Source organism: Leptothrix sp. (in: b-proteobacteria), from assembly GCF_965250675.1.
Taxonomy (GTDB): Bacteria; Pseudomonadota; Gammaproteobacteria; order Burkholderiales; family Burkholderiaceae_C; genus Sphaerotilus.
Map to the genome: position 1 here is coordinate 205,618 of NZ_CBDFPH010000006.1, position 15,947 is coordinate 221,564.

Sequence of the window (15,947 nt, forward strand, 5' to 3'; positions counted from 1 at the left end):
GCAGCACGCCGAAGGCGGCACCGTGCGCAGCGTGAGTTCGTGCGGGACGGCCAGAAAGTCAAGGCCGGCGAGCCGCTGATGGAACTCGGCGACGTGGCCGTGTCGGCAGGACAAGAACCGGCTCGCCTACCGCCTGCTGGCCGAGAAAGCCGGTGCGATCCGGCTGGAGGCCGAACAACTGCGCAGTCGGCACGCTCACCTGGCCCGCCTACTTGCTGGCGGCCGCCAGGAGCGACGACGCACTGGCCCAGCAACTGCAGAAGAGAGCAGTCGCTCTTCGGCGCAGCGGCGCAACTCGCTGCAAAGCCAGAGCGCGCTGCTGCTGCAGCAGCGCGCCAAGATCGAGCAGGAAATCGTCTCGCTGCGTGCGCAGATCGACCGGTTGGGCGAATCGATGGTGGCGCAGAAGCGCGAACTCGACACCAACCGCTCGGCTCGTCAAGGACGGCTTCATCGCCGCCACCCGCATCATGCAGCTGGAGTCCGCCGTGGCCGACTACGGCGCCAAGCTCGAAGAGCGCCGCGCCGAGGTCGTGCGGGCCGAGCAGCGCACCGTCGACATCGACCTCAAGCTGCGCGGCCTCGACAACGACTACCGCCAGCAAGCCAGCGACCAGATCAAAGTCACGGCAGTGCGGGTGCAGGAGATCGAGCAAGAGCTGCGCAAGGCCACCGACGCCTCGACCCGGCAAGTCATCCTCGCGCCGGTGGACGGTGAAAATCATGGGCCTGAGGGTGACCAACCCCGGCACCGTGATCGCGCCCGCGCGAGCCGGTGGCCGACGTGCTGCCGGCCAACCCCAAGCTGGTGGTCGAAGCCCGCATCAGGCCCGAAGACGTCAACCGGGTGCACCTGGGGCAGAAGGCGGACATGCGCTTCACGGCGTACCAATACCGCACGACGCACATGGTGCCGGGGACGGTGGCGTACGTGTCGGCAGACCGGATCGTGGAGAGCAGCAGACCCAGCAGGCGTACTACACCGTGCACGTCGAAGTCGACAGCGCAGCGGTGGCGCAGGCGACCAACGGCGAGAAGCTGCAGGCGGGCATGCCGGCAGAGGTGTACCTGCAGGGGGGAGAGCGCACGCCGCTGGAGTACCTGCTGGAGCCGGTGACGCAGGTGCTGCGCAAGGCGCGGGGGCGCGAGCGCTGAAGGGGCAGGGGACTGCGGATCAAGCCGCAGATCACACAGGCTCAGCGTCTGAGCTACACGAACAAGAAAGCCCTCGCGATGCGAGGCTTTTTGACGGGCGCGTGGAGCAGGCTGGATGGCCTGATCTCCCGGCTTACTTCTGGCTCAGCACCCAGGTGACGAGCTGCTTGGACTCGGCTTCGCTCAGTGCGTTGGCGGGCATGGGAATCTGGCCCCACACGCCCGCGCCGCCCTTGATGACCTTGGTGGTCAGCGTGGCGACGGCATCCTTGTTGCCTGCGTACTTGGCAGCGACTTCCTTGAAGGCCGGGCCGACGAGCTTCTTGTCCACGGCGTGGCAGGCCATGCAGTTCTTCTTCTGTGCCAGTTCGGCATTGGCCAGAACCGGGCCGGAGGCCAGCACGGCAGTGGCGGCGAGGAGGGCGTAAATCGGCTTCATGACTTCCTTTGAGACGGGGTGGGATCGGGTGGTAAATTGACCGGATCGAATTGTAGTGAGCAGGTCCAGACCCCGTTTGACGCCGGGCTGACACGCTCGGTGTCATCGGGAACAACAGGAGCGGACGACGATGCCCTTGGTCATTGCAGGTGTGGTGATGCTGCTGCTGCGTTGGGCTGATATCGGCCCATTCGCCAGCTGGTCGTGGTGGGCCATGCTGTCGCCCTTCGGCCTGGCCTTGCTGTGGTGGTACGGGTCTGATTTGACGGGCCGCACCCGGCGCCTGCAGGAGGCCCGTTTTGCCAAGCGCCGTACGGAGCGGCGCAAGCGCGCCACCGATCTGCTGGGTCTTGAGGATTTGGCGCGCAAGGACAAGGTCGGTGCCAAGTCCGCCTCGTCTGACAAGAAAAACCGCCGTCAGCGCTGAATGGCCAGCACTGGCGGCAGCGAATTTCTCGTGATCAGCTTGCCGCTTAACGGGTTTGGCTGACTTGGCGCTTGCGGGCCACACCCAGGAGGGCCAAACCGGCCAGCAGCATGGCGTAGGTTTCCGGCTCCGGCACGGCGGCCGTGAACTGCAGGTTCGTCATCTGGTAGGACTCGCGCCACGGGCTGGCGTTGTCATAGCTGACCTTGAACTGCGAGAACGCTGTGTCGGAGGTGTAGCCCACGAACTTGCCGTTGTAGTTCGTCGGGATGACGAAATCGACCGAGTTGTCATTGCCCAGGTCGATCGCCAAGCCTGCACCTGGAAACGAGCCGTCCGTACCGGTGGCGCCGTTGAAGTTCTTGAAGTACGGACTCCAGTTGGCACCGAAAGCCGTGATGGCATTGGCGAACGTGAAGACAGTGCTGACATGCTCGTCAGCGTACTGGGCTGTTGCCACCACGTCCGAGAACACCCCACTGGCCACGCCGGTCGTGACGTCCTTGATGGCAGAGTAGGTGCCCTCGTTCGTGAAGGAGACGCCGTTGATGGCGCTGTTGGTGCCGAAGCCCTCCGTGGGTGTGGTGGCTCCGAAGATGTCCGCGTAGGTCGTGCTGGACGTGTAGGCGGCGTGAGCCGAACCGGCTGCCAGCAGTGCCGCCATCAGCGTGAGGCGTTTCAAGGTCATGAGTGACTCCTTTGATTTGCAAAAGTGAAAGACTCGGAAAATCCAAGTCTTTCATATCATCGCGAATGAGAAGTTTTCTCAATATCCCTTGAACAGGGGATGACGCCACAGCGCACCAAGAAATGCGGGTGACGTCCCGTGACCTGACGTGAAGAATTACTCGAACTTGTCCAGCACCGCCCCTGCGCTCGCACTTGATGCGTTGAACGCGAACTTGGCCAGCACGCCGCGGGTGTAGCGCGGCTTGCCGGCGCCGTCCAGCCCTGCGCGGCGCCGGGCGAGTCTCGGCGTCGCTCGACGTTGAGCTGCAGCAGCAGCTTGTAGGCGTCGACGGTGATGGAGTCGCCTTCCTTCACCAGGCGCGATCAGTTGCCGCCGACCGCGGCCTCGGGCGCCACGTGGCCCACCACCATGCCCCAGGTGCCGCCGCTGAGAAGCGGCCGTCGGTGATCAGCGCCGACCGATCTCGCCCAGGCCCTGGCACCGATGATCGCAGACGGTCGGCGCCAGCATCTCGGGCATGCCCGGCGCCGCCTTTCGGTCCCAGGTAGCGCAGCACCACCACGTCGCCGGCGACTTGATTCTGGTTGCCCATGATCGCTTCCAGTCGCCGACTGCTCGTCGTCGAAGACGCGTGCGGGGCCGGTCAGCACCGGGTTCTTCAGGCCGGTGATCTTGGCGACCGCAGCCTTCCGGCGCTCAGGTTGCCCTTGAGGATCGCCAGGTGACCCTGCGGCGTACAGCGCGCGGTCGACACCGGGGGAAGATCACCTTCTGGTCGGCGCGCGGCTGGTCCGGCACATCGGCCAGCTCTCTCGGCCAGCGTGTCTTGCCGGTGATGGTCATGGCGTCGCCATGCAGCAGGCCGTGCTTGAGCAGTTCCTTCATCACCGCCGGAATGCCGCCGGCGTGGTGCAGGTCGATCGCCAGGTACTGGCCGCTGGGCTTGAGGTTGCACAGCACGGGGGTGCGCTGGCGCACGCGCTCGAAGTCGTCGATGGTCCATTCGACTTCCGCCGCGTGGGCGATGGCCAGGAAGTGCAGCACTGCGTTGGTCGAGCCGCCGGTGGCCATCACCACCCGCCACGGCGTTCTCGATCGCCTCTTTGGTGACGATGTCGCGCGGCTTCAGGTCGGCCTTGACCGCCTCGACCAGCACGCCCGCCGCCACCTTGACGCTGGCAACGATCTCTTCTTCCACGTTGGCCATCGTCGACGAATACGGCAGGCTCATGCCGAGCGCCTCGAACGACGAACTCATCGTGTTGGCGGTGTACATGCCACCGCACGAACCCGAGCCGGGGATGGCCTTGCGCTCGATCTGGCAGAAGTCTTCTTCGCTCATCTTGCCGGCGCTGAACTGGCCGACGGCCTCGAACACGCTGACGATGTTGAGGTCCTGGCCCTTGTACTTGCCCGGCAGGATGGTGCCGCCGTAGACGTACAGCGCCGGCACGTTGGCGCGCAGCATGCCCATCATGCCGCCGGGCATGTTCTTGTCGCAGCCGCCGATCACCAGCACGCCGTCCATCCACTGGCCGCCGACGCAGGTCTCGACGCAGTCGGCGATCACTTCGCGGCTGACGAGCGAGTACTTCATGCCCTCGGTGCCCATCGCCATGCCGTCGGAAATCGTCGGCGTGCCGAAGATCTGCGGGTTGGCGCCGGCCTCCTTGATGCCGATGACCGCTGCGTCGGCCAGCTTCTGCAGGCCCGAGTTGCACGGCGTGATGGTGCTGTGGCCGTTGGCCACGCCGATCATCGGCTTGACGAAGTCGTCCTGCTGGTAGCCCAGCGCGTAATACATCGAGCGGTTGGGTGCGCGCGCGACGCCTTCGGTGATGTTCTTGGAGCGGCGGTTGTAGTTCATGGGGTTCTCGCTGTGGTCACAGGGGTGGGCGATGGAGGGTGCCAAGCATAGTGCGGCCGATTTGTGTCGTCTAATCGATTTGTTGAGCTTCATTCATACGCTGGGCATATCAATGATCGATCTGCGCCTGTGGCGCCAATTCCTGACCCTGGCGGACGAACTGCACTTCGGCCGCGCCGCCCAGCGTCTGCACATGACCCAGCCGCCGCTGACGCAGGCGATCCAGGGGCTGGAGCGCGAACTCGGTGTGGCGCTGTTCCTGCGCACGCGCCGCTCAGTCGCTCTGACCCCCGCCGGCGCAGCCTTGCTGCCGCCGCTGCGGCGCCTGCTGGCAGCGGCCGACGAACTGCCGCGCATCGCCCAGGCCGCCGCCGCCGGCCTGGCCGGTCAGCTGCGGCTGGCCTTTGTCTCGTCGATCAGCTACGGCCCGCTGCCCGAGTGGCTGCGCGGCTTCCGCGAGGCGCACCCGGAGGTGGCGCTGACGCTGCGCGAGGCCACGCTCGACGTGCAGATGGCGGCTTTCGACGCCGACGAGATCGACGCCGGCTTCGTGCTGCATGCGCCTGGCGCCGCGCCGCCCAGCTTCGCCGCCTGGAGCGCGCTGAACGAGCCGCTGATGATGGCGCTGCCGCAGACCCACCCGGCCGCCGCCCAGCCCGTGCTGCGCTGGGCCGATGTGGCGGCCGAGCCGCTGGTGATCTTTCCGCGCCATATCGCGCCGTCGCTGTACGACGCGCTGCTGGGCGCCTACCGCGCCCAGGGCGTGACGCCGCACATCGGCCAGGAGGCGATCCAGATGCAGACCATCGTCAACCTGGTGTCGGCCGGCATGGGCGTGGCCTGGGTGCCTGAGTCGGTGACCCGGCTGCAGCGCCCGGGCGTGGTCTACCGCACGGTGGCTGGCCTGGGAGACGCCCTGGCATTGCGCTGCGAGACCAGCCTGATCTGGCGCGAGCCAGCCTCGCCGGTGGTCGGGCGCTTTGTCGGCCATGTGTCGGCCGATGTGGCGGCTGTCGCAGCCGAGCAGCGACAATCGCATCCCGCCGGCTTGGCCCGGTAGCCCCTGTCTGCTTGGAGTCTTGCCGATGCTCATGCATCCCCAGTTCAGCCCCATCGCCCTCGACCTGGGCTTTTTCCAGGTCCACTGGTATGGGCTGACGTACCTGGCGGCCTTCGGGCTTTTCTACTTTCTGGCGACGCGGCGCATTCGCCAGCCGCCGTATGGCGCGGCCAATCCGGGCGGCGCCTGGACGGCGCGCGACGTGGAAGACCTGCTCTTCTTCGGCGTGATCGGCGTCATTCTGGGTGGCCGGCTCGGCTACGTGCTGTTCTACAAGTTCAGCTACTACCTGCAGAACCCGCTGGAAGTGTTGGCGGTCTGGAAGGGCGGCATGGCGTTTCACGGCGGGCTGCTGGGCGTGATCGTTGCCATGGCGGTCTTTGCGCACCTGCGCGGGCGGCGCTTTTTTGAAGTGACCGACCTGGTCGCGCCCTGCGTGCCCACCGGCCTGGCCTGCGGGCGCGTCGGCAACTTCATCAACGGCGAGTTGTGGGGCCGCGCAGCCGACGCCTCGCTGCCGTGGGCGATGGTGTTTCCGCAGTCCGGCAGCCTGATGCCGCGTCACCCGTCGCAGGTCTACCAGTTCCTGCTCGAAGGGCTGACGCTGTTCGTGCTGCTGTGGTTCTACGGGCGCAGCAGAAACGCGCATGCGGGCGCCGGTGGCGGCATCGTCTGGGGTCGCGTCTCGGGTCTGTTTCTGATCGGCTACGGACTGTTCCGCTTCATCGCCGAATACTTCCGTGAGCCGGACAGTTTTCTGGGCCTGCTCGCGCTCAACCTGAGCATGGGCCAGTGGCTGTGCGTGCCGATGGTGGCGGCGGGCGCGCTGATCTGGACCAGCGCGGGGCGACGCTCGTGAGCGCACTTCGCGTGCTGGGGATCGAATCCTCGTGTGATGAGACCGGCGTGGCGCTGGTCGAGTTGCCCGGCGGCGTCGAAGGCGGCCTTGAGAGCGGCATCTACAGCCCGCAGCCGGCGCGCCTGCTGGCGCATGCGCTGCACAGCCAGATCGACATGCACCGCGCCTACGGCGGTGTGGTGCCGGAGCTGGCCTCGCGCGACCACATCCGCCGCGTCGTGCCGCTGCTGCGCCGGACGCTGGCCGAGGCGGGGCAGGACCTGCACGCGGTCGACGTGATCGCCTACACCCGCGGCCCCGGCCTGGCCGGGGCGCTGCTGGTGGGCGCGGGCGTGGCCTGCGCGCTGGGCATGGCGCTGGAGCGGCCGGTGCTGGGCGTGCATCACCTGGAGGGGCATCTGCTGTCGCCCTTCCTGTCGGCCGATCCGCCGCAGTTTCCGTTCATCGCGCTGCTGGTCTCGGGCGGCCACACGCAGCTGATGCGGGTGGACGGCGTGGGCCAGTACACGCTGCTGGGCGAGACCATTGACGACGCGGCTGGCGAGGCTTTCGACAAGACCGCCAAGATGCTCGGCCTCGGCTACCCGGGCGGCCCGGCGCTGGCCCGGCTGGCCGAGCACGGCGACCCGACCGCCTACAAGCTGCCGCGCCCGCTGCTGACAGGGGACCGGGCGGCGAGCTTCGATTTCTCGTTCGCCGGCCTGAAGACGGCGGTGTGGACGCAGTTGCTCAAGCTGCAGGCGGCCAACGCCGGCGCGGGTCTGGGTGGCGAGGTGACCGAGCAGCAGCGCGCTGACCTGGCCGCATCCACGCAGGCGGCCATCGTCGACGTGCTGGTGGCCAAGTCGCTGAAGGCGATCAAGGCGCACCGCGCGCAAGGCGGTGGCAGCGTGCAGCGCCTGGTGGTGGCGGGGGGCGTGGGCGCCAACCAGCGCCTGCGCGCCGAACTCAACCAGCAATGCCGCCGCCTGGGCGTGCGCGTGCATTACCCCGAACTGCATCTGTGCACCGACAACGGCGCCATGATCGCGCTGGCCGGCGCCATGCGGCTGCAGAGTGGCCGCGGCCAGGCCAGCCGCAGCTACAGTTTTGACGTCAAACCGCGCTGGGATCTGGGCGCGGTCTGAGCCTTTTCCTGAATGATTGGAATGAACCGATGAGTTTTGCGACCTCGACGCTGCGGCGTGCTCTGTTGTTGACCGCCTTGCTGGCGCCGTTCGGTGTGGTGCAGGCGGCCGAGCCGATCAAGCTCGGCCTGATCGAAGGCCTGTCCGGCCCGTTCGCCAATGCCGGCGAGGCCGTGGCGCGCAACATCCAGTGGGCGGTGGAGCGCGTCAACGCACGCGGCGGCGTGGCGCTGCCGGGCGGGGCACGGCCGCTGGCGCTGGTGCGGCTCGACAGCAAGGGCGCGACCGAAGAGGCGCTGTCGCAGCTCAAGAACGCCGCCGACCAGAACATCGGCGTGGTGTTGCAGGGCAACAGCTCGGCCACGGCGGCGGCGCTGATCGACGCGCTCAACAAGCACAACCAGCGCGAGCCGCAGCGCCGCGCGCTGTTCCTCAACTACTCGGCGGTCGACCCGGCGCTGACCAACGAGAAGTGCAGCCCGTGGCACTTCCGCTTCGACGCCCATGCCGACATGCGCCTGTCGGCCCTGACCGACGTGTTGCAGGGCGACGTCGCCACCCAGCGCGTCTACCTGATCGGCCAGGACTACAGCTTCGGCCAGCAGGTGCTCAAGCAGGCGCGGCAGATGATTTCGGCCAAGCGGCCCGACATCGAATTCGTCGGCGACGAGCTGCACCCGGTCGGCCGCGTGAAGGACTTCCTGCCCTACGCCGCCAAGATCAAGGCCAGCGGCGCGCAGGCGGTGCTGACCGGCAACTGGGGCAACGACCTGACGTTCCTGGTCAAGGCTGCGCGCGACGTCGGCTTCGAGGGCAAGTTCTACACCTTCTACGGCAACGCGCTGGGCGTGCCGGGCGCGCTGGGCGACGCCGGCGTGGGCAAGGTCATTGCCGTGGCCGAATGGCACCCGAACGCCGGCGGCAAGGCCTCCGAGGCGCTCGTGCAGAGCTTCCACCAGCGCTTCCCCAAGCCCGAGGACGACTACCTGCACGTTCGCATGCAGGTGATGGTCGAGATGCTGGCGCAGGCCATGGAGCGCGCCAGGTCGACCGAGGCCGGCGCGGTCGCCAAGGTGCTGTCGGGCGCCAGGTACGACGGCCGCAGTCTGGGCGGACTGGGTGCTGGCACGCTGCGCGCAGCCGACCACCAGTTCATCCAGCCGCTGTACGTGAGCGTGATGCAGAAGGCCGGCACCGACGGCGTCAAGTTCGACGTCGAGGGCAGTGGCTACGGCTTCCGCACCGTGCGCTTCCTGAGCGCCGCGCAGACCGAGCAGGCCACCTCGTGCAAGATGGCGCCACTCTGAGCCCCGCGCTCTGCACGCAGCTATACTCGCGGGCTTCGCTTCGACTGACTGAATGGTTGACTGAAGTGAGAACCGCACGGCGTGGGTAGGTTTCACCCGCGACCGCAAGTGAACCGCGAAACCGCTGCCCGGCCCGGAAGCCGCGCACGGATTCGACTGAACCAGGAATCAAGATGTCCGAAATCAACAAGGCAGAAATCGTTGCCTCCAACGCCCGCGCTGCAGCCGATACCGGCTCTCCGGAAGTGCAAGTTGCGCTGCTGACCGCACGCATCAACCACCTGACGCCGCACTTCAAGGCCAACATGAAGGACCACCACGGTCGTCGCGGCCTGCTGCGCATGGTGAGCCGTCGCCGCAAGCTGCTCGACTACCTGAAGAGCCGTGACGCCGACCGTTACTTCGCCCTGATCCAGAAGCTGGGTCTGCGCAAGTAATTACCGCATGCACGTGAAAAGCCTGTCTGGATGCCTCCAGCACAGGCTTTTTGCGTTTTCAGATCAAGAATTGATTCACCGGAGAGTGTGGCCATCGTGAGCGCTGCTGTGTCATTCCAATGCGGTTTTCGGCCTGTACCGTCACCGAACCGCGCTGGAATGGCATTGCGCCACGCCGACACGCCTCCAGGCGCTGCATCCCGCCTTCTGGATGTTTGAACCTAAGGAGACTCGCATGAGCCTTTTCAACAAAGTGACCAAGACCTTCCAATGGGGTCAGCACACCGTCACCCTCGAGACCGGCGAAGTCGCCCGTCAAGCCAGCGGTGCCGTGCTTGTCAACATCGACGGCACCGTGGTGCTGGCCACCGTGGTGGGCGCCAAGAACCCGAAGCCGGGCCAGGATTTCTTCCCGCTGACGGTCGACTACATCGAGAAGACCTACGCCGCCGGCAAGATCCCGGGCAGCTTCTTCAAGCGTGAAGCCAAGCCGTCCGAGCTGGAAGTGCTGACCAGCCGCCTGATCGACCGCCCGCTGCGCCCGCTGTTCCCCGAAGGCTTCTACAACGAAGTGCACGTGGTCATTCACGTGCTGTCGCTGAACCCGGAAGCGTCGGCGGACATCGCCGCGCTGATCGGCTCGTCGGCGGCGCTGGCGATCTCCGGCATGCCGTTCAACGGCCCGGTGGGTGCGGCCCGCGTGGGCTTCATCAACGGTGAATACGTGCTCAACCCCGGCCCGACCCAGCTCAAGAGCTCGTCGCTGGACCTGGTGGTGGCCGGTACCGAAGCCGCCGTGCTGATGGTCGAGTCCGAAGCCCAGCAGCTGACCGAAGAAGTCATGCTGGCGGCCGTGGTGTTCGGCCACGAGCAGGCCAAGGTGGCGATTGCCGCTATCAACGAACTGGTGCGCGACGCCGGCAAGCCGGCCTGGGACTGGCTGCCGCCGGCCAAGAACGAGCCGCTGATCGCCAAGGTCGCCGAGTTCGGCCTGGCCAAGATCGAAGCCGCCTACCAGATCCGCAGCAAGCAGGCCCGCACGCACGCCTGCCGCGCCGCCTACTCGGAAGTCAAGCTGGCGCTGACCGAAGCTGGCATCCAGTTTGACGGCATCGAAGTCGACAACCTGCTGTTCGAACTGGAAGCCAAGACCGTGCGCGGCCAGATCCTGCAGGGCGAGCCGCGCATCGACGGCCGCGACACCCGCACCGTGCGCCCGATCGAGATCCGCACCGGCGTGCTGCCGCGCGCCCACGGCTCGGCGCTGTTCACCCGCGGTGAAACGCAAGCCCTGGTGGTGGCCACGCTCGGTACCGACCAGGACGCCCAGCGCATCGACGCGCTGGCTGGCGAGTTCCGCGACACCTTCCTGTTCCACTACAACATGCCTCCGTTCGCCACCGGCGAAGTCGGCCGCATGGGCACGACCAAGCGCCGCGAAACCGGCCACGGCCGCCTCGCCAAGCGCGCGCTGGTGCCGCTGCTGCCGAACAAGGAAGATTTCGGCTACACCATCCGTGTGGTGTCGGAGATCACCGAATCCAACGGCTCGTCGTCGATGGCGTCGGTCTGCGGCGGCTGCCTGGCCATGATGGACGCTGGCGTGCCGATGAAGGCGCACGTCGCCGGCATCGCCATGGGTCTGATCAAGGAAGGCAACCGCTTCGCGGTGCTGACCGACATCCTGGGCGATGAAGATCACCTTGGCGACATGGACTTCAAGGTCGCGGGCACCACCGCTGGCGTGACCGCGCTGCAGATGGATATCAAGATCCAGGGCATCACCAAGGAGATCATGCAGGTCGCGCTGGCGCAAGCCAAGGAAGCGCGTCTGCACATCCTGGGCAAGATGGTCGAGGCCATGGGCACGGCCAACACGGAGGTCTCCGACTTCGCACCGCGCCTCTACACCATGAAGATCAATCCGGAGAAGATCCGTGACGTGATCGGCAAGGGTGGCTCGGTGATCCGTGCGCTGACCGAAGAGACCGGCTGCCAGATCGACATCGGCGAAGACGGCACGATCACCATCGCGTCGACCGATGGCGAGAAGGCCGAACTGGCCAAGAAGCGCATCGCCGACATCACGGCAGAAGCCGAGATCGGCAAGATCTACGAAGGCGCGGTCACCAAGATCCTCGACTTCGGCGCGCTGATCAACATCCTGCCGGGCAAGGACGGTCTGCTGCACATCAGCCAGATCGCCCACCAGCGCGTGGAGAAGGTCACCGACTTCCTGACCGAAGGCCAGGTGGTCAAGGTCAAGGTGCTGGAGACGGACGAAAAGGGCCGCATCAAGCTGTCGATGAAGGCGCTGCTGGACAAGCCGGAAGGTTTCGTCGAGGAAGAGCGTCCGCGTCGTGAATACGGCGACCGCAACGACCGTGGCGGCGATCGTGGCGCCCCGCGCCGTGAGCGTGGCGACCGTTACGAGCGCAGCGAGCGCCCGGCCCGCTCCGAGCAGCCCGCACCGGCCGAACAGCCGGGCGGTGCTGACGCGGGTCAGGCCCAGCAGCAACAGCAGCAATAAGGAGCCGAGGCCGTGATGCACGCGATCGAAATCTCCCAGCCCGGCGCGCCCGAGGTGCTGCGTCTGACGCAGCGGCCCCGGCCTGTGCCGGCGGCGGGCGAGGTCCTGATCCGTGTCGCGGCCAGTGGCATCAACCGGCCTGACGTGCTGCAGCGCAAGGGCGCTTATCCGCCCCCGCCGGGCGCGTCGGATCTGCCGGGGCTGGAGGTCGCGGGTGTCATCGAGGCGGGTGATACCGCAGCGATGGCGGTGGCGGGCCTGAGCCTCGGTCAGCGCGTCTGCGCGCTGGTCGCCGGTGGCGGTTACGCCGAGTACTGTGCCGCACCTGTCGGGCAGTGCCTGCCGGTGCCGGCGGGGCTGTCGGACATCGAGGCCGCAGCGCTGCCCGAGACCTTCTTCACCGTCTGGTCGAACGTGTTTGACCGCGCACGCCTGCAAGCAGGTGAAGTCCTGCTGATCCAGGGTGGCACCAGCGGCATCGGCGTCACGGCGATTCAACTCGCCAAGGCGCTGGGCGCCGTGGTCATCGCCACCGCAGGCAGCGATGCCAAGTGCGAGGCCTGCCTGGCGGTCGGCGCCGACCACGCCATCAACTACCGCAGCCAGGATTTCAGCGCCGAAGCGCTGCGCCTGACCGGTGGCCGGGGCGTGGACGTGGTGCTGGACATGGTCGCGGGCGACTATGTGGCGCGCGAGGTCCAGTGCCTGGCTGAAGATGGCCGGCTGGTGATCATTGCGGTGCAGGGCGGCGTCAAGGCGGGTTTCGATGCCGGCCTGGTGCTGCGGCGCCGGCTGGTCATCACCGGCTCGACCTTGCGGCAACGGCCGGTGGCGTTCAAGGCGGCGATCGCCGCGAGCCTGCGTGATCGGGTCTGGCCTTTGCTGGCGTCCGGTCAGGTCAAGCCGGTGATCTACCGTGTGATGCCGGCGGCACAAGCGGCCGAGGCGCATGCGCTGATGGAATCCAACGAGCACATCGGCAAGATCGTCTTGCAGTGGTGAGCTAATAAATCGGAGCAGAAATGACGACGACGAATCGCAAGCTGGTGGTGGGCAACTGGAAGATGCATGGCAGCCACGCTGTCAATGCCGAGTTGCTGCGTGGCGTGCTGGCGGCGCGCCCATTTGGTTGTGATGTGGCGGTGTGCGTGCCGTTTCCGTATCTGTCGGAAGCAGCCGTGGCCTTGGCCAACAGCGGCCTGTCGCTGGGTGCGCAGGATGTGTCGGCGCACGAGCAGGGCGCCTATACCGGCGAGGTGTCGGCAGCGATGCTGGCCGAGTTCGGTTGCCGCTACGCCATCGTGGGCCATTCGGAGCGCCGCGCCTATCACGGCGAGAGCGATCAGCTGGTGGCCGACAAGGCCCGGGCGGCGCTGGCACGTGGCGTGACGCCGATCGTCTGTGTCGGCGAAACGCTGGCACAACGCGAGGCGGGTGAAACCGATGCGGTCGTGAAGCGTCAGCTCTCAGCCGTGGTGCATACGCTGGGCCACTGCATCGGCGAGATCGTGGTGGCTTATGAGCCGGTCTGGGCCATTGGTACGGGCCTGACCGCCACGCCTGAGCAGGCGCAGGCGGTTCATGCGCTGTTGCGGGCGCAACTGGTGGCGGCCACGCCACATGCGGCGCAGATGAAGCTGCTGTACGGCGGCAGCGTCAAGCCCGACAACGCGGCCAGCCTGTTCGCCCAGCCCGACATCGACGGCGGCCTGATCGGCGGCGCGGCGTTGAAGGCGGCTGATTTCGTTGCTGTCGTTCGCGCGGCGGCTTGAGTTCTTGTTTTGAGTGAATTTCGGAGTCTGAGGCTTCCATGCAACTATTGATGAATCTGGTGCTGCTCACGCAGTTGGTGTCGGCCTTGGCGATGATCGGCCTGGTCCTGGTGCAGCACGGCAAGGGCGCCGACATGGGTGCGTCGTTCGGCGGCGGCTCTTCGGGTAGTCTGTTTGGCGCCACAGGCAGCGCCAACTTTCTGTCGCGCTCGACGGCAGTGTGCGCATCGATCTTTTTCGTGACCACCCTGGCGCTGGCCTACTTCGGCAATGCGCGTGGCAACAATGCCGGCTCCAGCATCCTGGATCAGGCGGCGCCTGCTGCCAGTGCGCCGGCTGCTGTGACCAGCCAGCCGGCTGCCGCGCTGATCCCGGGACTGCAAGCCCCGGCTTCGGCGGCGTCCAACTGATCTATTGATCTGATCCTTGCAGAGGCGTTGCCCGCAAATGTGGTGTCAACGCCTGTGTCCGACAGATTTGGTCAACCTGTATCTTGGAAGATACCCTGATTAGGGATAGAATTGCTGGCTGCAGTCGAGAGCAATACCTCAAGCAAACGATTGCACAAAGCAGAAGGCCGACGTGGTGAAATTGGTAGACACGCTATCTTGAGGGGGTAGTGGCGAAAGCTGTGCGAGTTCGAGTCTCGCCGTCGGCACCATAACAAAGTGAGCGCGCTGAGCGTGTGGCTGAGGCAAGGCGATTGCCAGTCATGACAGCGCGCTTTATTTTTGCCGGATCGCTCCTGATATTGCGCAGGAGTGGTCATAGACGTGATCTGATGCCATGAATCTGGAACAGTACCTTCCTGTCATCTTGTTCATTCTGGTGGGTATCGGCGTGGGTGTCGCGCCGCAGATCCTGGGTTTTCTGCTCGGCCCGCGTCGCCCTGATGCGGCCAAGAACTCTCCCTACGAGTGCGGCTTCGAGGCCTTCGAAGACGCACGCATGAAGTTCGATGTGCGCTACTACCTGGTGGCCATTCTCTTCATCCTGTTCGATCTGGAAATTGCGTTCCTCTTCCCGTGGGCGGTATCTCTGCGCGAGATCGGTGCTCCGGGCTTCTGGGCCATGATGATCTTCCTGGGCATCCTCGTCGTGGGGTTTGTCTATGAATGGAAGAAGGGCGCCCTGGACTGGGAATGATGCGAGCCATCACGAGGACACACCATGGGTATTGAAGGCGTACTTAAAGAAGGTTTCGTCACGACCAGTGTCGATACCTTGATCAACTGGTCCAAGACCGGCTCGCTGTGGCCGATGACTTTCGGGCTGGCCTGCTGCGCGGTTGAGATGATGCATGCGGGTGCGTCGCGCTACGACATCGACCGCTTCGGCATGTTGTTTCGCCCCAGCCCCCGTCAGAGCGATCTGATGATCGTGGCCGGCACGCTGTGCAACAAGATGGCGCCCGCGCTGCGCAAGGTCTACGACCAGATGGCCGAGCCGCGCTGGGTGCTGAGCATGGGTTCGTGCGCCAACGGCGGTGGCTACTACCACTACAGCTATTCGGTGGTGCGCGGCTGTGACCGCGTGGTGCCGGTGGATGTGTATGTGCCCGGTTGCCCCCCGACGGCCGAAGCGCTGCTCTACGGCATCCTGCAGTTGCAGGCCAAGATCCGGCGTGAAAACACCATTGCCCGCTGAGCGAAACAGGTCATGACGCAGAAACTCGATACCTTGCAGGCCGCGCTGGAGCGGGTGATTGGCGAGCGGGCCGTGAGCCTGGTTCGCGCACGCGGTGAATTGACCCTGACGGTCAAGGCGGCCGACTATCTCGAAGTGGCCAAGACGCTGCGTGACCATCCGGGTCTTGGTTTCGAGCAGTTGATGGATCTTTGTGGCGTCGACTACAGCGACTACAAGGAAGGTGAATACGACGGTCTGCGCTATGCGGCTGTGTCGCACCTGCTGTCGATCCAGAACAACTGGCGCCTGAGGCTGAAGGTGTTTGCGACCGACGACGATTTCCCGGTCGTGGCGTCGCTGACGCCGATCTGGAATGGCGCGAACTGGTTCGAGCGCGAAGCCTTCGACATGTACGGCATCGTCTTTGACGGCCACGAAGATCTGCGCCGCCTGCTGACCGACTATGGTTTCATCGGTCACCCGCTGCGCAAGGACTTCCCGGTGACGGGTCACGTCGAAATGCGCTACGACCCCGAACAGAAGCGCGTGATCTATCAGCCCGTGACGATCGAGCCGCGTGAAATCACGCCGCGCATCATCCGCGAAGACAATTACGGCGGTCTGCATTAAGCGCGAGCACCCACAGC

General features: G+C 65.9%; 19 protein-coding genes, 1 tRNA gene and 2 pseudogenes. 17 read left to right on the top strand and 5 right to left on the bottom strand.

Going from position 1 to position 15,947, the window contains the following annotated elements; genetic code table 11:
- Positions 1–208 precede the first annotated feature (208 nt).
- The gene (locus tag AC5IG3_RS08420; RefSeq protein WP_491905841.1) at positions 209–442 is read right to left on the bottom strand and encodes a hypothetical protein; all 234 of its coding nucleotides are present in this window, start codon (positions 440–442) and stop codon (positions 209–211) included.
- A gap of 28 nt (positions 443–470) precedes the next feature.
- Between AC5IG3_RS08420 and AC5IG3_RS08425 the strand changes: the two are divergent.
- From AC5IG3_RS08425 to AC5IG3_RS08435, 3 genes and pseudogenes are all read left to right on the top strand, one after another.
- Positions 471–617, top strand: a pseudogene (locus AC5IG3_RS08425) (HlyD family type I secretion periplasmic adaptor subunit); the annotation flags it as partial.
- A 230-nt stretch (positions 618–847) separates the two neighbouring features.
- A pseudogene (locus AC5IG3_RS08430) lies at positions 848–892 on the top strand (hypothetical protein); the annotation flags it as partial.
- On the top strand, positions 892–1,155 hold the full coding sequence (locus AC5IG3_RS08435; RefSeq protein ID WP_491905911.1) for a beta-barrel domain-containing protein: 264 nt from the start codon (positions 892–894) through the stop codon (positions 1,153–1,155). The pseudogene AC5IG3_RS08430 and the gene AC5IG3_RS08435, both read left to right, overlap by 1 nt.
- A 133-nt stretch (positions 1,156–1,288) precedes the next feature.
- Here the strand turns inward: AC5IG3_RS08435 and AC5IG3_RS08440 are convergent, their stop codons facing one another.
- Positions 1,289–1,594 (bottom strand): c-type cytochrome, encoded by a 306-nt coding sequence (locus tag AC5IG3_RS08440; protein ID WP_491905842.1) that lies wholly within the window; start codon positions 1,592–1,594, stop codon positions 1,289–1,291.
- Positions 1,595–1,724: 130 nt separating this feature from the next.
- Between AC5IG3_RS08440 and AC5IG3_RS08445 the strand changes: the two genes are divergently transcribed.
- The gene (locus AC5IG3_RS08445; RefSeq protein WP_491905843.1) at positions 1,725–2,021 is read left to right on the top strand and encodes a TIGR04438 family Trp-rich protein; all 297 of its coding nucleotides are present in this window, start codon (positions 1,725–1,727) and stop codon (positions 2,019–2,021) included.
- Positions 2,022–2,067: 46 nt separating this feature from the next.
- On the opposite strand, the gene AC5IG3_RS08450 is transcribed toward AC5IG3_RS08445, so the two are convergent.
- The 3 genes from AC5IG3_RS08450 to AC5IG3_RS08460 all read right to left on the bottom strand — a co-directional run bounded on the left by AC5IG3_RS08450 (position 2,068) and on the right by AC5IG3_RS08460 (position 4,579).
- The gene (locus AC5IG3_RS08450; protein ID WP_491905844.1) at positions 2,068–2,709 is read right to left on the bottom strand and encodes a PEP-CTERM sorting domain-containing protein; all 642 of its coding nucleotides are present in this window, start codon (positions 2,707–2,709) and stop codon (positions 2,068–2,070) included.
- A gap of 352 nt (positions 2,710–3,061) precedes the next feature.
- A complete protein-coding gene (locus tag AC5IG3_RS08455) occupies positions 3,062–3,304 on the bottom strand; it encodes a hypothetical protein (RefSeq protein ID WP_491905845.1) in 243 nt (80 codons plus the stop codon).
- 66 nt (positions 3,305–3,370) lie between these two features.
- Positions 3,371–4,579, bottom strand: coding sequence for a dihydroxy-acid dehydratase domain-containing protein (locus tag AC5IG3_RS08460; protein ID WP_491905846.1), 1,209 nt, complete (start codon positions 4,577–4,579; stop codon positions 3,371–3,373).
- Positions 4,580–4,691: 112 nt separating this feature from the next.
- Between AC5IG3_RS08460 and AC5IG3_RS08465 the strand changes: the two genes are divergently transcribed.
- The 13 genes from AC5IG3_RS08465 to AC5IG3_RS08525 all read left to right on the top strand — a co-directional run bounded on the left by AC5IG3_RS08465 (position 4,692) and on the right by AC5IG3_RS08525 (position 15,930).
- A complete protein-coding gene (locus tag AC5IG3_RS08465; RefSeq protein ID WP_491905912.1) occupies positions 4,692–5,639 on the top strand; it encodes a LysR family transcriptional regulator in 948 nt (315 codons plus the stop codon).
- A 25-nt stretch (positions 5,640–5,664) separates the two neighbouring features.
- On the top strand, positions 5,665–6,498 hold the full coding sequence (gene lgt / locus AC5IG3_RS08470; RefSeq protein WP_491905847.1) for a prolipoprotein diacylglyceryl transferase: 834 nt from the start codon (positions 5,665–5,667) through the stop codon (positions 6,496–6,498).
- Positions 6,471–7,625, top strand: coding sequence for a tRNA (adenosine(37)-N6)-threonylcarbamoyltransferase complex transferase subunit TsaD (tsaD, locus tag AC5IG3_RS08475; RefSeq protein WP_491905913.1), 1,155 nt, complete (start codon positions 6,471–6,473; stop codon positions 7,623–7,625). Before lgt ends, tsaD begins: the two co-directional genes overlap by 28 nt.
- 29 nt (positions 7,626–7,654) lie before the next feature.
- Positions 7,655–8,932, top strand: coding sequence for a branched-chain amino acid ABC transporter substrate-binding protein (locus AC5IG3_RS08480; protein ID WP_491905848.1), 1,278 nt, complete (start codon positions 7,655–7,657; stop codon positions 8,930–8,932).
- A gap of 173 nt (positions 8,933–9,105) precedes the next feature.
- On the top strand, positions 9,106–9,369 hold the full coding sequence (gene rpsO / locus AC5IG3_RS08485) for a 30S ribosomal protein S15 (RefSeq protein ID WP_491905849.1): 264 nt from the start codon (positions 9,106–9,108) through the stop codon (positions 9,367–9,369).
- 235 nt (positions 9,370–9,604) lie between these two features.
- A complete protein-coding gene (pnp, locus tag AC5IG3_RS08490; RefSeq protein ID WP_491905850.1) occupies positions 9,605–11,899 on the top strand; it encodes a polyribonucleotide nucleotidyltransferase in 2,295 nt (764 codons plus the stop codon).
- 15 nt (positions 11,900–11,914) lie between these two features.
- The gene (locus tag AC5IG3_RS08495) at positions 11,915–12,901 is read left to right on the top strand and encodes an NAD(P)H-quinone oxidoreductase (RefSeq protein WP_491905851.1); all 987 of its coding nucleotides are present in this window, start codon (positions 11,915–11,917) and stop codon (positions 12,899–12,901) included.
- A 20-nt stretch (positions 12,902–12,921) separates the two neighbouring features.
- The gene (gene tpiA / locus AC5IG3_RS08500) at positions 12,922–13,671 is read left to right on the top strand and encodes a triose-phosphate isomerase (protein ID WP_491905852.1); all 750 of its coding nucleotides are present in this window, start codon (positions 12,922–12,924) and stop codon (positions 13,669–13,671) included.
- 38 nt (positions 13,672–13,709) lie between these two features.
- Positions 13,710–14,081, top strand: a complete 372-nt coding sequence (secG, locus tag AC5IG3_RS08505) for a preprotein translocase subunit SecG (protein WP_491905853.1) — start codon at positions 13,710–13,712, stop codon at positions 14,079–14,081.
- A 166-nt stretch (positions 14,082–14,247) separates the two neighbouring features.
- Positions 14,248–14,332, top strand: a tRNA-Leu gene (locus tag AC5IG3_RS08510).
- Positions 14,333–14,457: 125 nt separating this feature from the next.
- Positions 14,458–14,817, top strand: coding sequence for an NADH-quinone oxidoreductase subunit A (locus AC5IG3_RS08515; RefSeq protein WP_491905854.1), 360 nt, complete (start codon positions 14,458–14,460; stop codon positions 14,815–14,817).
- Positions 14,818–14,841: 24 nt separating this feature from the next.
- Positions 14,842–15,318: a NuoB/complex I 20 kDa subunit family protein gene (locus AC5IG3_RS08520; protein ID WP_012346532.1), complete on the top strand. Its 477-nt coding sequence runs from the start codon at positions 14,842–14,844 to the stop codon at positions 15,316–15,318.
- Positions 15,319–15,330: 12 nt separating this feature from the next.
- Complete coding sequence (locus AC5IG3_RS08525; protein ID WP_491905855.1) at positions 15,331–15,930, top strand: NADH-quinone oxidoreductase subunit C; 600 nt, start codon at positions 15,331–15,333, stop codon at positions 15,928–15,930.
- The last annotated feature ends 17 nt before the right edge of the window (positions 15,931–15,947 follow it).

Bases quoted from the DNA above. Each gene is read 5' to 3' on its own strand.
- AC5IG3_RS08440 (WP_491905842.1), bottom strand. From the start codon at position 1,594: ATGAAGCCGATTTACGCCCTCCTCGCCGCCACTGCCGTGCTGGCCTCC.
- AC5IG3_RS08445 (WP_491905843.1), top strand. From the start codon at position 1,725: ATGCCCTTGGTCATTGCAGGTGTGGTGATGCTGCTGCTGCGTTGGGCT.
- AC5IG3_RS08450 (WP_491905844.1), bottom strand. From the start codon at position 2,709: ATGACCTTGAAACGCCTCACGCTGATGGCGGCACTGCTGGCAGCCGGT.
- AC5IG3_RS08455 (WP_491905845.1), bottom strand. From the start codon at position 3,304: ATGGGCAACCAGAATCAAGTCGCCGGCGACGTGGTGGTGCTGCGCTAC.
- AC5IG3_RS08460 (WP_491905846.1), bottom strand. From the start codon at position 4,579: ATGAACTACAACCGCCGCTCCAAGAACATCACCGAAGGCGTCGCGCGC.
- AC5IG3_RS08465 (WP_491905912.1), top strand. From the start codon at position 4,692: ATGATCGATCTGCGCCTGTGGCGCCAATTCCTGACCCTGGCGGACGAA.
- lgt (WP_491905847.1), top strand. From the start codon at position 5,665: ATGCTCATGCATCCCCAGTTCAGCCCCATCGCCCTCGACCTGGGCTTT.
- AC5IG3_RS08480 (WP_491905848.1), top strand. From the start codon at position 7,655: ATGAGTTTTGCGACCTCGACGCTGCGGCGTGCTCTGTTGTTGACCGCC.
- rpsO (WP_491905849.1), top strand. From the start codon at position 9,106: ATGTCCGAAATCAACAAGGCAGAAATCGTTGCCTCCAACGCCCGCGCT.
- pnp (WP_491905850.1), top strand. From the start codon at position 9,605: ATGAGCCTTTTCAACAAAGTGACCAAGACCTTCCAATGGGGTCAGCAC.
- AC5IG3_RS08495 (WP_491905851.1), top strand. From the start codon at position 11,915: ATGCACGCGATCGAAATCTCCCAGCCCGGCGCGCCCGAGGTGCTGCGT.
- tpiA (WP_491905852.1), top strand. From the start codon at position 12,922: ATGACGACGACGAATCGCAAGCTGGTGGTGGGCAACTGGAAGATGCAT.
- secG (WP_491905853.1), top strand. From the start codon at position 13,710: ATGCAACTATTGATGAATCTGGTGCTGCTCACGCAGTTGGTGTCGGCC.
- AC5IG3_RS08515 (WP_491905854.1), top strand. From the start codon at position 14,458: ATGAATCTGGAACAGTACCTTCCTGTCATCTTGTTCATTCTGGTGGGT.
- AC5IG3_RS08520 (WP_012346532.1), top strand. From the start codon at position 14,842: ATGGGTATTGAAGGCGTACTTAAAGAAGGTTTCGTCACGACCAGTGTC.
- AC5IG3_RS08525 (WP_491905855.1), top strand. From the start codon at position 15,331: ATGACGCAGAAACTCGATACCTTGCAGGCCGCGCTGGAGCGGGTGATT.